Origin of the sequence: Nonomuraea sp. NPDC003709, from assembly GCF_040610775.1 — a bacterium.
In the GTDB taxonomy this organism is placed as follows: Bacteria; Actinomycetota; Actinomycetes; order Streptosporangiales; family Streptosporangiaceae; genus Nonomuraea; species Nonomuraea angiospora_A.
The window spans coordinates 212675-226717 of the sequence record NZ_JBEXMW010000011.1 but is presented as its reverse complement, the minus strand read 5'-3'; the positions used below and the strand labels follow the sequence as shown (position 1 = coordinate 226717).

14 protein-coding genes are annotated in these 14043 nt (G+C 71.1%); 6 read left to right on the top strand and 8 right to left on the bottom strand.

The features are described from left to right. Window positions 1–53: 53 nt before the first annotated feature. The 5 genes from ABZX61_RS31775 to ABZX61_RS31755 all read left to right on the top strand — a co-directional run bounded on the left by ABZX61_RS31775 (window position 54) and on the right by ABZX61_RS31755 (window position 3607). On the top strand, window positions 54–467 hold the full coding sequence (locus ABZX61_RS31775) for a helix-turn-helix transcriptional regulator (RefSeq protein ID WP_350735488.1): 414 nt from the start codon (window positions 54–56) through the stop codon (window positions 465–467). Between the two features lie 10 nt (window positions 468–477). After that, entirely contained in the window at window positions 478–1287 is an 810-nt protein-coding gene (gene modA / locus ABZX61_RS31770; RefSeq protein WP_355199813.1) for a molybdate ABC transporter substrate-binding protein, read from the top strand. Between the two features lie 6 nt (window positions 1288–1293). Further along, complete coding sequence (locus tag ABZX61_RS31765; RefSeq protein ID WP_355199812.1) at window positions 1294–1626, top strand: hypothetical protein; 333 nt, start codon at window positions 1294–1296, stop codon at window positions 1624–1626. Then, the gene (locus ABZX61_RS31760; RefSeq protein ID WP_350735482.1) at window positions 1623–1880 is read left to right on the top strand and encodes a hypothetical protein; all 258 of its coding nucleotides are present in this window, start codon (window positions 1623–1625) and stop codon (window positions 1878–1880) included. The genes ABZX61_RS31765 and ABZX61_RS31760 overlap by 4 nt, the downstream gene beginning before the upstream one ends. Before the next feature lie 158 nt (window positions 1881–2038). Beyond that, window positions 2039–3607: an aldehyde dehydrogenase family protein gene (locus tag ABZX61_RS31755; RefSeq protein WP_355199811.1), complete on the top strand. Its 1569-nt coding sequence runs from the start codon at window positions 2039–2041 to the stop codon at window positions 3605–3607. On the opposite strand, the gene ABZX61_RS31750 is transcribed toward ABZX61_RS31755, so the two are convergent. Next, complete coding sequence (locus ABZX61_RS31750; protein ID WP_355199810.1) at window positions 3553–3930, bottom strand: hypothetical protein; 378 nt, start codon at window positions 3928–3930, stop codon at window positions 3553–3555. The two genes, ABZX61_RS31755 and ABZX61_RS31750, sit on opposite strands and share 55 nt — an antisense overlap. A gap of 32 nt (window positions 3931–3962) precedes the next feature. Next, entirely contained in the window at window positions 3963–4184 is a 222-nt protein-coding gene (locus ABZX61_RS31745) for a hypothetical protein (protein ID WP_350735477.1), read from the bottom strand. A gap of 127 nt (window positions 4185–4311) precedes the next feature. Here ABZX61_RS31745 and ABZX61_RS31740 point away from each other — a divergent pair, with 127 nt between their 5' ends. Then, the gene (locus ABZX61_RS31740; protein WP_355199809.1) at window positions 4312–4830 is read left to right on the top strand and encodes a helix-turn-helix transcriptional regulator; all 519 of its coding nucleotides are present in this window, start codon (window positions 4312–4314) and stop codon (window positions 4828–4830) included. Between the two features lie 10 nt (window positions 4831–4840). Here the strand turns inward: ABZX61_RS31740 and ABZX61_RS31735 are convergent, their stop codons facing one another. The 6 genes from ABZX61_RS31735 to ABZX61_RS31710 form a co-directional block, all read right to left on the bottom strand. Continuing rightward, the gene (locus ABZX61_RS31735; protein WP_355199808.1) at window positions 4841–6640 is read right to left on the bottom strand and encodes a cytochrome c oxidase assembly protein; all 1800 of its coding nucleotides are present in this window, start codon (window positions 6638–6640) and stop codon (window positions 4841–4843) included. A gap of 80 nt (window positions 6641–6720) precedes the next feature. Beyond that, window positions 6721–9009 carry a polysaccharide lyase 8 family protein gene (locus ABZX61_RS31730; RefSeq protein WP_355199807.1) on the bottom strand — a complete coding sequence of 763 codons (2289 nt, stop codon included), beginning with the start codon at window positions 9007–9009 and terminating at the stop codon, window positions 6721–6723. Window positions 9010–9305: 296 nt separating this feature from the next. Beyond that, a complete protein-coding gene (locus ABZX61_RS31725; RefSeq protein WP_355199806.1) occupies window positions 9306–10127 on the bottom strand; it encodes a class I SAM-dependent methyltransferase in 822 nt (273 codons plus the stop codon). A 283-nt stretch (window positions 10128–10410) separates the two neighbouring features. Next, window positions 10411–10686: a DUF2278 family protein gene (locus ABZX61_RS31720; RefSeq protein WP_355199805.1), complete on the bottom strand. Its 276-nt coding sequence runs from the start codon at window positions 10684–10686 to the stop codon at window positions 10411–10413. A gap of 182 nt (window positions 10687–10868) precedes the next feature. Next, the gene (locus ABZX61_RS31715) at window positions 10869–11507 is read right to left on the bottom strand and encodes a hypothetical protein (protein WP_355199804.1); all 639 of its coding nucleotides are present in this window, start codon (window positions 11505–11507) and stop codon (window positions 10869–10871) included. Between the two features lie 567 nt (window positions 11508–12074). Beyond that, complete coding sequence (locus ABZX61_RS31710) at window positions 12075–13700, bottom strand: protein kinase (RefSeq protein ID WP_355199803.1); 1626 nt, start codon at window positions 13698–13700, stop codon at window positions 12075–12077. Window positions 13701–14043 lie beyond the last annotated feature (343 nt).

Below are 14043 nucleotides of genomic sequence, written 5' to 3'. Positions count from 1 at the left end.
CGGCGGAAGCCGGGTATTCAGGCTCGAATGTGCGGAAGGTATCGTGAGAGCTTGTGACGACGTTTCGGATCAGCGAGGCCGCGGCGCTGCTCGGGGTCAGCTCCGACACGGTCCGCCGGTGGGTGGACGCGGGTCGGCTGGGGGCCGAGCGGGACGAGCACGGTCATCGGCAGGTGAACGGCGCCGACCTGGCCGCCTTCGCCCGCTCGCAGATCGAGGAGAGCGGCGACGGCAGCCGCTCCTCGGCGCGTAACCGCTTTCGCGGGATCGTGACCGAGGTGATCCGCGATGCGGTGATGGCGCAGGTGGAGATCGCCGCCGGGCCGTTCCGGGTGGTGTCGCTGATGAGCCGCCAGGCCGCGGACGAGCTGGGCCTGGAGGTGGGGGTGGTGGCGGTCGCCGTGATCAAGTCCACCAACGTCGTCGTGGAGATTCCCGGTCACGAGCGCGTGGCCAGTTACTTGTGAGGAGCCCCCTGTGGAGTTCAGGCGTCTTTCCCGATGGGCGATCGCCCTGCCCGTCGCATTCGCGCTGGCGGGCCTGGCCGGCTGCGGCTCCGGCGGACCGGCCACGTCCACGGCCGGGGCCTCGTCGGCCCCGGCCGCCGGTGGCGGGGCCAAGGAGGTGACGGTGTTCGCGGCGGCGTCGCTGACCGGGACGTTCACCGAGCTCGGCAAGACCTTCGAGGCCGCGCACCCGGGTACGACGGTGAAGTTCAACTTCGGCTCCAGCGCGACGCTGGCCCAGCAGATCACCCAAGGGGCTCCGGCGGACGTGTTCGCCGCGGCGAGCCCGGCCACGATGAAGACGGTGACCGACGCGTCGCTGGCGAGTTCGCCGACCACGTTCGTGCGCAACAAGCTGGAGATCGCCGTGCCGAAGGACAATCCGGCCAAGGTGGACGAGCTGAAGGATCTGGCCGACAGCAAGGTGAAGGTGGCCTTGTGCGCCGAGCAGGTGCCGTGCGGGGCGGCGGCGATCAAGGCGCTGGACGCGGCCGGGCTCAAGGTCAAGCCGGTGACGTTGGAGCAGGACGTCAAGGCCACGCTGACCAAGGTCGAGCTGGGCGAGGTGGACGCGGCGCTGGTCTACAAGACCGACGTGATCGCGTCGGCGGGCAAGGTCCAGGGCATCGCCTTCCCTGAGGCCGATAAGGCGATCAACGACTATCCGATCGCCACCCTGGCCAAGGCTCCCGCGGGTGACCTGGCCAAGCAGTTCGTGGACCTGGTGGTGTCGCAGCAGGGCAAGGACGTGCTGACCAAGGCCGGCTTCGAGGCCCCCTGATCCGGGATGAGCTCCTCGGCACCGGAGCAACTCGACCCGGCGGGCCCGCGCGGCGGGCTCGCCGGGTGTCCGGCCGGTTCGCGTGCCGGGCTCCCCGGGCGTCCGGTCGCGGGTCGCGAGGTCTCCGGGCGGCTGTCGTGGATGCTGGTCGTGCCCGCGCCGGTGGGCCTGGCCTTCCTGGTGCTGCCGCCGGCCGGGCTGCTGCCGGACACCTCCGAACGGCTCGACGGGCCCGCGTTCGTCGCCTTCCCGCCCGCCGTCGCCGACCTCGACCTGACCCCCGGCCGGCAGATCCGGGCCTCGGTCAAGGCCGCCGAGACCCACGCCCACCCCGCATGAACGAGCTCCCGCCCGACGGCCGCCACGACTGCAACGCCATCTGCCTCGGCGGACCCTGCCACGGTCTCCTCACCCACGTCGACCAGGACATCGGCATCCTGACCGTCCCCGTGCCGCGCCTCTCACCGGACGAGCCCGAGACGTGCGCCCGCTACCGCATCACCCGCGAACGGGTGCGGTACTTCGGCCAGGCCGAGCCGTACATCGCCCTGCACTGGGCAGACCCGCCATGCTCGTGCGGCCTGGACTCATAGCCGGTCGTCGGCGCACACCGGGCTTGTGGCGCCGCGACTCGCAGTCCTCATCTGCGAGGTGGAATCAGCTTCTTCATAGCGGATGAGATGGAAAGACGGCTAACGGCGCCGCTTGTGAGTGCTAACGCCTCTTGCCTTCATGCGCCGTCAGTAGTCTCATGGGGACTACCAAGCGCCAGCTCGGTCGGCCAAGCCAGGCCCCGGGCGAGCGCACGTTCATCGACAGGAAGCCGACGCTGATGACGGTGACCTTGGACAAGAGCGTCGAAGACTTCGTGGCGACGCCTCGGCAGCTCTTCATCGACGGCCGGTGGGTGGACGCCGCCTCCGGCAGGACCTTCGCCACCCCGAACCCCGCCACCGGCCGGCCGCTCGCCCAGGTGGCCGAGGCCGACGCCGAGGACGTCGAACGCGCCGTGCGGGCCGCCCGCCGCGCCTTCGACGGCCCGTGGTCGCGGCTGACCCCCTCCGAGCGCGGCCGGCTGATCTGGAAGATCGGGGACCTGATCCTGGAGCACGCGGACGAGCTGGCCCAGCTCGAATCGCTCGACAACGGCAAGCCGCTGGCCGTGGCACGGGCCGCGGACATCCCCCTGTCGGCGGACATGTTCCACTACATGGCCGGATGGGCGACCAAGATCGAAGGAAATACGATCACGCCGTCGGTGCCGTACATGCCGGGCGCCACCTTCCACGCCTACACCCTGCGCGAGCCCATCGGCGTCATCGGCCAGATCATCCCGTGGAACTTCCCGCTGCTCATGGCTGCCTGGAAGCTCGCCCCCGCGCTGGCCACGGGCAACACCGTCATCCTCAAACCGGCCGAGCAGACCCCGCTCACCGCGCTGCGGCTGGCCGAGCTGATCGCCGAGGCCGGCATCCCCGACGGCGTGGTCAACGTCCTTCCCGGGTACGGCGAGACGGCCGGAGCGGCGCTGGCCGCCCACGACGGCGTCGACAAGGTCGCCTTCACCGGCTCCACCGAGGTCGGCAAGCTCATCGTGCACGCGGCGGCGGGCAACCTGAAGAAGGTCTCCCTGGAGCTCGGCGGCAAGAGCCCCAACATCGTCTTCGACGACGCCGACCCCGAGCTCGCCGTGCAGGGCGCGGCCAACGCCATCTTCTTCAACCACGGCCAGTGCTGCGTGGCCGGATCCCGGCTGTTCGTCCAGCAGAGTCACTTCGAGCAGGTCGTCGAAGGCGTGGCCGACATCGCCCGCGGCATCAGACTCGGCTCCGGGCTGGAGCCCGACACGCAGATGGGGCCGCTGGTCTCCGACGAACAACTCCAGCGCGTGACCGGCTACCTGGACTCCGGGCGCAGCGAAGGGGCCCGTACGGTCGTCGGCGGCGCCCGACACGGCGACCAGGGCTACTTCGTCCAGCCCACGGTGATCACCGACACCCACCCCGAGATGAAGATCGTCCGTGAGGAGATCTTCGGCCCGGTCGTGGTGGCCTCGCCGTTCTCGGACCTGGACGAGATCGCCGCCCAGGCCAACGACACCACGTACGGCCTCGGCGCGGGCATCTGGACCCGCGACATCTCCAAGGCGCACGCCCTGGCGGGCAAGCTCCAGGCGGGCACCGTCTGGATCAACTGCTACAACGTCTTCGACGCGGCCCTGCCGTTCGGCGGCTACAAGCAGTCCGGCTGGGGCCGGGAGATGGGTCACGAGGTGCTGGAGGCGTACACCGAGGTGAAGGCGGTGTGCACCCAGCTGTAGAGGACCTCCCGGGCTCGGGATTGGCGGACCCGGGAAACGAGGGGTGGGCGCGGGCGGCGCGCTGCCAGGCGGGAACCTGCACGCCGCCGGCCGCGCCCACCCCTTCTCGAACACGGCCGCGTGGTCGGTCGCGATGCCCACGTACTCCACGCCCAGGGCAGCGCCCGCCGCGCGGGCGTCTCCAGGCTGCCGCCTCCGGCGGAGATCGCCTTGACCCGGAAGCGGTCGCGGTTACGCTCGATGACGTCGATCGCCTGGGTGCCGATGGACCCCGTCGATCTCAGGCGGACCAGGCTGCGGGGCTCGTGGAAGGCAGAAGGCATGATCGGCATGCTGGCGGCGGCGCGCCGCGACCTCAGAGCTGGCCGTGGGCGGGCTCGACCCAGCTGAGCACGACGAACGGGGCGGCACACGAAGGATGGTGGACCCGACCCGCCGTGACCCGATAGGGGGCGCCGAGCGTCGAGCCGTCCGCCTCGAACGCGAAGACCTCCACGACGCCGACGTCCTGATCGATGCGGGTCAGCATGCCGTCGTGCGGGCCGCCGACGCAGATGGCGTTCGGGACGGGTCTCATCCCTGGCGACGCCCTAAGGTGCCGGCCTCGTTCTCCCTCACAGAGCAGTCCTCCGCAGCCGTGGCTAGTCAATGCGAGACTACTTGGCGACCCTCTGACGCCCGCGACTGGCCCTACCCTTGAGCGTGTGAATCCTCGCGTGCTGTCGCTCACCGAGTGGATCGTGCTCGCGCTCGTGGCGGAGGGGCCCACGTACGGCTTCGCCGTCGCGAGGCTCACCGCTCCCACCGGTGCCGTCGGCGCGATCTGGCAGGTGCCGCGGCCTCGGGTCTACCGCGCGCTCGATCGGCTCGCCGACCTGTCTCTCATCGAGCCGTGCGGCAAGGAGCGGGGGCAGGGCGGTCCACAGCGTACGGTATTCACCGCCACGGCGGCTGGGACGTCGGCCGTGAACGGCTGGCTGATCTGCCCGGTCGAGCACATCCGCGACATCCGTACCGAGTTCCTGATCAAGTTCGCCCTGCTCCAGCGATCCGGCGCGGACCCGCGCCCGCTGCTGGACGCGCAGGCAGAGCGCATCGAGCCGATCATCCGCAGCCTGCGCAGGCAGCGGGACCAGGCGCATGGCTTCGACCACGTCGTGGCCGCCTGGCGGTATGAGACGGCCGAGGCGGCGCTACGCCTCATGCACACGGCCCGGCACTGACAGAGCGCGGTCACTTCAAGGGCGGGCCCGTCCGTACGCGGGCGAGCGCCGCCTGCCTGAGCCAGGCCATGCGTACGGCCAGGAGAGCGAACACGGGCAGCGGAAGGAGCATGGCCACGGCTCCGGCGAGCCGCTGGTCGGCGAGGAGGTCCGGGACGCCGGGCGGGGCCGCGAGGGAGAACCAGTCGTTCGCGACCGGCGGCCCGAGCAGCAGGAACGCGCCCAGAGCCAGGTGGGTCAGGATGGCGGCGGCCAGCAGCCGGGCGCGGACGGCCCAGGGAATCGGGCGGGGGAGCGGGTCGACACCCGCCGGCACCCAGAAGATCAGCAGGCCGAGGCCGACGAACAGGACCTGGGTGAGCAGGTGCTGGGCGTAGCCGGACAGGGACCACGGGAGCCACGGCGTGGCGTACAGCAGCAGGAAAGCGACCGGGTAGACGGCGAGGAGGAAGGCAGGGTGGGTCAGGCGGCGGGCGGGGAGTTCGAGGTCCTCGCGTAAGGACGCGGCCAGGGTGAGCGGCGCACCCAGGCAGAGCAGGAGCGGGGCGACGGCGGTGAGCACGACGTGCTGCAGGACCTGCGCCGACAGCATCGCCCGCGCGTACCCGCCCACGCCGCCGAGCAGCACCAGCGCCATGAGCGCCACCCCCGCGCACCAGGCGACCGTACGTCCGACCGGCCATGACGCGGCCCGGCGCACGCCGACCAGGTAGGCGACGGCGGGCAGCGCCAGGAGCAGCAGGACGGTCGGGTCCAGGCGGACCTCGGTGATCAGTGCGCTTGGGGTGAAGGGGGCGAGCGGGTACTCCAGGACGAGGTGGTCGTGGCCGCCGCCGCTGCCTGGTGGTGGCGGGGTGCGGGACAGGCCGACGGCCAGCCCGATGACCGCCGCCATCCCGGTCAGCTCGCCGGTCGCCAGTCGCACGAAGGTGTGGCGTACGGTCCGGTCGGCGACGCCCGCGACGGTGCGGCGGCGATGCGTCCAGCCGAACAGGCCCAGCGTCACGAGCGCCACGGTCTTGGCCACCAGGAGCTGCCCGTAGGTGCTCTGCCAGAGGTCGGATGGGCTGCCGAGCCGTACCCAGGCGCCGGCCACGCCGGAGACGGCGACGGCGGCGAAGCAGCAGAGGGCGAGCGTGCTGAAGCGGGGCAGCACCGTCGGAAGGTGTTCGGAGCGGCGGAAGTGGACGAGCACCGCGGCCAGGCCGCCGACCCAGACGGAGACCGAGACCAGGTGCGACATCAACGCGGACACGGCGATGTCGTGGTCACCGGCGGAGGCGGCATGCCCCACGTACGCGGGCGGCAACAGCCCGACGGCGGCGATCAGCGGGCGTACCCAGGCGGGCAGCGTCCGCAGCCGCGAGGAGACGGCCGCCAGCGCCGCCACGGCCGGGACCCACAGCAGGGCCCGGGTCTGCGGCAGCGCCGTGCCGAACCGCAGCAGGTCAGGGGCCCCGAGCAGGTCCGCGACGGGCAGGGGGATGAGGTTGGACAGGGTCAGCACGTAGCTCAGCAGCGCGGCGAAGGTCCAGCCGAGCGCCCACCAGCCGGCCGCGCGCAGGCACGCCTCGGACTCTTTCGTACCGTTGGGGGCGAGGGCGGCCGCCGTGAGCGTTCCGACACAGGCGAGCGCGCACACGTCGTAGCAGAACCGGACCAGCGGCAGCCCCCACACGGTGACCGGCCCGGCGGTGGGCAGCCCCGGGAGCTCCGGCTGGATCGCGCCGCCGAACCGGAGCACGACGACCAGCACGACCACGCCGGCGGCCACCGCCGCACCGGCGTAGATCCGTTCCGGGGCCTTCATGGCGGCTCCGCCCGGCTAGGGTGCCCATTCGCATCGTGCCACACCGGCGGTGATCAGCCCATGGGCTCGCCCCGGAGGTTTCAGACGAGCACCACAGCGGTGTGAGCGTGCCCGCGACTGCCGCCGACCTCCACCTTGACCGCTTTCTTGGACTTGCGCACGCTGCGATCGCTCTCCTTGACCGATTTCACCGGCCAGGGCAGCTTGATCTTCACCTCGTCGGCGGTCCTGGACGGGTCGGAGACCGCCAGCCGTACCCGCTTCTGGTCGCGGCGGATCAGCAGCGTGCAGGGGCCGTCGGCGGCGAGCGGGCCGTCCGCGGTCTCGACGGTCCCCGCGCGCCAGAAGACGGCGGCGAGCACGCCGTCGCGGGAAATGGCCTGCACCGTGCGGGAGTTCGCGAGGATCTCGACCCGCCCGCCGTACGCCGCGGTCTGGGCGACGGAGGCGTCGGGGAGCACGGCATAGGCGTAGCGCGCCCTGCGCGGATCGACGCCGTGGTCGACGAGGATCGTCGTGTAGTGCCTGGTAACGGGGGTGTCGTCGCCGCCGGTGGTGGCGCCCTTGTCGATGTCCCGCCAGCGGCCGGTGCGCTTCCCGCGGATCACCTTCGCCTTGACGCCGTCGAGCAGCGCGTAGCCGGCCACCCCGCAGAGGTGGACCCAGCCGTCGCCCTGGGTCAGCGGCGGGTGAGTGTCGTGGGTGTTGCGGTTCTCCACGACGGTCTCGATGCGGCGGCCGTCGGAGGCGGTGATGCCGGCGCCGAGGGCGATCACCGCGTCATCGAGGAGGAACCACGCCTTCCTGGCCCGCAGCGAGGAGCCGTCGGCGATCAGCCTCATGGCCGCCACGCCGTACTCGCCGTCGAGCGCCACGCCGCCCGCCCACGGGGTGGGCGGCAGGCGACGCTTGCCGTGCCGGAGATCGGCGCGTCTGCGGGTGTCGACCGTCGTGCCCGGCAGCCGGTACGGGTCGATCGTGGGCCACAGGTCGTCGTTCCAGTGGGTGAGGTCGCCGGTGTAGAGGTAGGTCATGCCGTCGCCGGTGTACCAGCCGTGCAGGTTCTCCAGATTCATGGCCTCGGCCGCGCCGATGCGCTCCGAGCTCATCGCGATCGCGTAGGCCCAGGTGGGACGGTGGTGCACGACCCGGTCCATGTCCGCGAAGACGTACGTGCCCGTCGGACGCGGACCGACCGGCACCGACGGGTCCGCCAGCAGGGCCTTGGCTCCCGCGATGCTCGGCAGCGGCGCGAGCGTGTCGTACGGGATGGCCTGGTTGCGGGTGAGCCAGCCCTTCACCAGCGGCCGCCAGCGCTGGGCATAGCGCTCGGGCGCCGCCTCCAGCAAGGTGAGGATGGCCTCGACCGCCTTCTGCCCCGAGTGGTAGTCGCGGTGGCCCTGCACCGAGATCTGCCGGCCGCGTACGCAGTCCATCATCAGCCCGTCGAAGATGAACGGCGTGAACGAGCGGTCCACGATGTCGTAGACGTTCCCGATTCCGCCGATCTCCCACGGTGACTTCGCGAGCATGGCGATCAGCTTGGCCACGCTGTCCAGATAGTCCACGCCGTAGCTGCCGGTGTACGGGAACACGTCGTGCTGGATGAACGACCCGTCACGGTAGAAGCCGTCGCCCGGGCCCTTGGTCCGCCGCAGCAGATCGGAGACGGCGTCCCTGGCCCGCTTGACCAGGCGTGCGTCGTGGGTGAGCAAGCCGCGCATCGCCACCGCCATGGCCTTGCCCGCCCGGTTGGCGCCGGTCTCGACGACGCCGGGGTGGCTGACGCGGCGCTCCGGGTCGGGGCACCAGCGGCGTAACGGGCGCAGCCAGCGCTCGATGCGGTCCTTGGGCAGGCCGTCGTACATCAGGGCGCAGGTGTCGGTCAGCGCGCGGGGGACGCCGATCTCCCACCAGTACCAGTTGCTGCCCTGCCGGTCGAGCCCTTCGCGGTAGGCGTGCTCGTACAGGAAGTCCAGCGCGCTGACCGCCGTCTCGGCGACCTGCGCGTTCCGGTGCAGGGCGGTGCCCGGCGTGGCCCAGCCCAGCGCCAGCGTGCGCATGCGGTTGTAGGCGCGGTTGAAGTTGCCCGTCCGGGGGTCTCCGAGCGGCAGGTCGGGCCACAGGCTCGGGGCGCCGGGGGTGAGCTTCAGCTTGCGCAGCACCGCGTTGGCCGAGCCTTCGACCGCCTGCGTCTTGTCGGCGTACGCGGCGTCGTACGACCCGCCGGCCAGCAGGCTCACCCACCGCTCGCGCGCGGCGTCGAACGCGGCGGCGCCGACCGCCTCGGCCGGTCGCTCCCACAGGGAGAGGCCGGTTAAGGCCGCGGCGCCCAGAAGGGCGGACCGCCGACTGAGGGGGTGGGTCATGGAGGCCTTCCGACAATCGGGCAAATACCTGCTGAAACGATCATATGTCCCCAGGAGGGTGGATCATTTCGTTCGGAAACCACCCCTGCGCGCCAAGCCGGCGGCGCGCGCCTGGTCGATGAAAGCTGGCGTCCGGCCCATCTCCGACCTCCAGCGTTCTGTGATGGAGCACATCACGCTCCTTGAGCACGCCGTCAAGGGCGACGTCGACGCAGAGAACTACGCCAACACGATGCGTTGCCAACCGAGACCTCGCCCGCCCTGAAGTTCGGTCGGTCGGGCGGGCGAGGCATCCGTCAAATGCCGGCGTCGAGCCTGTTGGTCCTCGTCCGGGGGCGGTACAGGGGCCGCTTGACATACGTGACGGGGACCGAGGAGATGGGCTCGTCGAGTGCGACGTCCGGCCGGCGACGGGCGACCGCGCGCACGTAACCGAGGTGGCGTCCGCCATCGGCGGTGAGGGCGTCGATCTCCACCTGGTTGTCCGGTGCGATCGCCCGCTGCCATTCCAGCCAGTACTTCCACCCGTCGGCCATCGTGTCGGCCACGTCCACATGGGCGACACCGCTACGATCCCAGTGGCGGCGCCACCACTCGGCCGAGTGCAGGTTGGCCATGCTCGGCTCCCACCACGCCGCCAGGTGCTCGGGCGTCGGTCCGTCGATCTCCTGGACCAGTCCGGCACCGGCAATGCCGATCTGCCCGCCCGGCCGGACGAACCTGGCCAGATAGTTCAGGTACAGATCGTCGGTGCCGTAGTAGACGAACGAGTCGATGCTGACGACGGCATCGAAGAAGCCCGCGGCGAACGGCAGGGCTCGGGCGTCGGCGTGGATGGGGAACGCCGCGTGCTCGGCGCCGGCGTCGTAGATGCGTTGCATGCGTTCGTCGGGGCTGAACCACAGGTCGGTGGCCCAGACCTGGACGTCGTACTCGCGGTACAGGAAGATCGACGAGGCGCCCCGGCCGCAACCCAGATCCAGCACCCGCATGCCGGGCCCCAACGACATCGCCTCGGTGAGCCACTCGGCCAGCCACAGCGAGTTGGCCCCGCCGCTGACACTGGAGCGGATCCAGTCCGGGTTGTAGCGGGAGGTCCGTGGGAACCGTTCTGACATCAACGGGTCAATCGGCATCGTCGGGTGTCCTCCTGTGTAGGTCCGCGGTGGCAGGTTGCGGTGGGGAGGGTAGCGGAACGTGACGCAGTGTTCCCGCATGAAACGCCGCCCGATGAGTAAAGTCTGCAGCCGGTACGGTTGATCGGCCGTTACCTGGTGACAGAGAGCGACTCCACGCGGCAGTCAATCGAGAAGCGACCCGGGACGGGCTTCGCATCTCCACACGGGTCAGTGGCACGCCCGGCGTTGAGGGACGGGGGCGCCTGCCCTTCGTTGCGAGACGTCAGGTCCACCCTTCGGGGTTGGCCTGGTCTGCGGTGTAGGCGACCCCATGAATTTTGAGCCCGGTGTCATCCAGGAGGGTGATCTGACGGAAGTCTGCGGCCGCCAGGTACACCAGCTCGGAGGGGGCCTGCTGCGATTGCACGTTCGCCGCCACCCTGTAATCGGTCCCTGTGGCGTCGGTGAGGTGGATCCGGTAGCGCGGGGTGTCCGCGCCCCCTTCGCGACGCCGGTCGACCGCGCGCCCGGCCAGCACACCATAGGACCGCAGTGGCATAAGTCCACTCCTCCTGAACGACGATCACATCCCGCGCCGGTCCGGTTGACGCGGCGTACCCGGGCAGAGGCTGACCGCCAGATCGCGGCACTGGAGGCCTGCCGTCGAAACCAGTCCGGGCGGGTCTTCGATCGCGTGTGGCCGCCTGAAGTCGCCTTGGCAGGCCCCTGACCGCTCTCCCCTCAGTCGGCCAGGTAGGAGATCGAGCGAACCTCGTAGCCGGCGTTCCTGGAGCCGCGTACGTGCATCAGCATCGCGCCGCCCTCATAGGAGTAGGCGCACGAGTAACCCTGCGGCTCCTTGCTGCAGCCCTGGAAGAAGTGGGTGGCGCCGCGCGGGTCGTAGGTGACCTTGAACAGCTTCTGCACCGTGGTGGAGGTGGCGACCTCGAGGCCGCTGTACTCGTCGCCGCGCTTCCAGGCGGCGAAGAGGTGCTTGGCCACGGTGGGCGGCTCGGTGATGTGCCGCGACAGGTAGACCTTGCTGACCTTCGAGCCGGTGACCACCATCGCGATGCCGTCAAGCCCGCCGGGCACGCGCACGCTTGTGTGCACGAACCGGCACACGTTGCTGGAGCAGCCGTCGAAGCGGTCGGGTGCGCGGTAGGCATAAGTGAAGATCGTCTTGACCGCGGTGGGGGTGGCCGCCTTCGCCGCGGCCGCGCGGTCGGCGGCCAGCCAGGCGTGGAACAGCTTGTTCGCCACCGTGCCGGGCGCGGGCGTCCCGGCCGAGACGGGAGCGGCGAAGGCGGGGCCGGTGGAGGAGAGCGTCAGTGTCGCAGCCGCAGTGAGGGCGGCGCCGAGGACCAGTCGTTTGAACACGCTGCGACGCTAAGGGTGGCGCCTTGCGCAGGGATTGAGCCCGGCTTGCAGTGGTCCGGGCGCCTTGCGGCGGTTGCGATCACCCGGCTGGCACGCACTGACGATGCGGCTCAGCATGGCGGTTGACTCCGCTGAGATCGTCCTTGCAGATCAGCCCTGCCACCCGGATCTCCACGTCGTCGATCGTGGCGTGGCCGACCCTCGATGACCTCGTCCGGCTGCGCCAGGCCCGGCGGCCGCCGCTCCTCGTCCGGGTCGCGGCCCCGACCGGAGTCTGGGCGAGCGGCACTGCACCAGCCGCACTGACCGCCGCCGCCAGCCGCACCGCCCCCGAACTCCAGGCCAAGTCCCGCCACCAGCACCTGGCCGGCGTCGGCCACGACCTTCGCCTCGGCGAGGAGACCTCCAGCTCGCGGCACCGCCGAGCACGCCCTCGCCCGCCGCCGACGCCCGCCCGGCGCGCGATGTCGTCCAGCGGCACGGCGGGTCCGCGCTCGATGACCAGGTCCCGCGCGGCCGGCAGGATCCGTTCCAGGTGTGGTGCCGGTGCCGTGGTGGCGGACGTGGTCAGACTATGCGGGTGCAGAGGGTGCGGCCGCGGACCTCCCAGTGGACCCTTCTGCCGCCCGGCGGGCAGGAACCGCTGGTGAACGCGGTGATACGGAGGACGAAGTCGTACTCCCTTGGAGCGGAGCCGGCCCCGCACGGCCACGACGTCATCAGATCCGCGTTGTTGATGGCGACCGAGTTCTCGTTCTCACCCTTTGTGGCCAGGAAACAGTCACCCGTGCGGAACTGCCGCTGCACGCAGAGGGCGATCTCGTTCGCGTCCTCGCCGTAGCTCCACCACAGTTCCCCGTCCAGATCGGCGCTGTGCCTGAGGCACTCGGAGGAGTCGTCGACCACCTTGAGCACCTTCAGGTAGGCGTCGGAGCGGCCGCAGCCGACCGCGCGCGGCTTGCTCCTGTTCCACTCGCCGGACGGACGCTCGTAGGCGTCCAGGCAGTCGCCCGCCGAGATCTTCTCGAACGCCTTGCGGGTGGGATCGGATGTGGGGGTGGGGGTGGCACTGTCGGTGGCGCTCGCGGTCTCGGACGGCTGAGGCGCGGGTGTCGGGGAAGTCGGGGTCTGCTGGGGAGTGGCGATGGCCTTGGAGGTGGCCGGTGCGTTTCCGTCGTCCCCGATGGCCCAGGCGGCGAAGGCGACCAGCAGGACGCCCACGACCGCGGCCACCGGGAGCTTCATTCGTCCGAGCGGCGGAATCCGCCGGCCGTTCCCCGGCGCGTCCTGCGGCGGGGGCGCCAGCACCTCGGTCTCCGCCACCCGCGTGGCGATCATCGTGCTGACGGGCTCCGGCAGCGGAGCGTCCCCGCCCTCGGCGAGCGCGGAGCAACGTTCGAGGAACGCGTCGAGGCCGGGCCGGTCTTCCGGATCCTTCTCCAGGCCGGACGCGATCAGCGGGAGCAGCGGCTCCGGCACGCCGGTCAGGTCGGGTTCCTCGTGGATGACGCGGTAGCCGAGGGCCTCGATCGGGCCCTCGCCGAAGGGCCGCCGGCCGGTGGCGGCGAAGGCCAGCACGGCAGCCAGGCAGAACACGTCACTGGCCGGCCCGACCTCGCGGCCCCGAAGCTGCTCGGGCGACATGAACCCGGGCGTGCCGACCACGCTGGTGCGGGTGGTCTGCGAGGTGGCGTCGAGCGCGCGGGCGATGCCGAAGTCGATGATGCGGGGCCCGTCCTGGGCGAGCAGCACGTTGCCGGGCTTGAGGTCCCGGTGGACGACGCCCCGCTCGTGGATCGCCATCAGCCCTTCGGCCAGGCCCGCGCCGAGCCCCGCGACCGCCGCATCGGATAACGCGCCGTGCTCGCCGACGGCCTCGTGCAGCGACGGCCCCGCGATGTACTCGGTCACGAGCCAGGGCGGATCGGCGTCGGCGCGGGCGTCCACCACCTGCACGGTGTGGATGCCCCCGACCCGCCGCACCGCGGCGACCTCCGCCTCGAACCGCCGCCGGAACTGCGCGTCCTCCGCCAGGTACGGGTGGATCACCTTGACCGCGACCGGCCGGCCGCCCTTCGAGCGGCCCAGGTAGACGCGACCCATCCCGCCCGCCCCCAGCCGCGCCAGCAACCGGTACCCACCGACCGTCTTCGGGTCGCCCGCCTCAAGCGGCTTCAGTTTCTCGCTGGGCACCCGCATGTCCTCCCACACCCGCTGGTGATCTAGAACGCACCCTTCCACACAGGACGACGGGAGGGTAGGCCGGGCTGTGGCTGTGCAGCCCCGGCGCCAGCTACGTCACCGGCGTCGCGCTCTTCGTCGACGGCGGGTACACCGCCCAATGACCCGGCCCGGCGAGCCAGCGCGGAACCCTCATCCCCCGGCGGCCGGGTCGTGGAACGGCCGCAACTCCGAGCCTGCGTCGACGCGAGTGTGCGCACGTGGCTTACGGATATCCAGGGGTTGTTCTGTCACGTCAGCCAGGTAAGGGATGTGCCGTGCTCCAGACTTCGCCCTGAACAAACGGTGGAAGCGT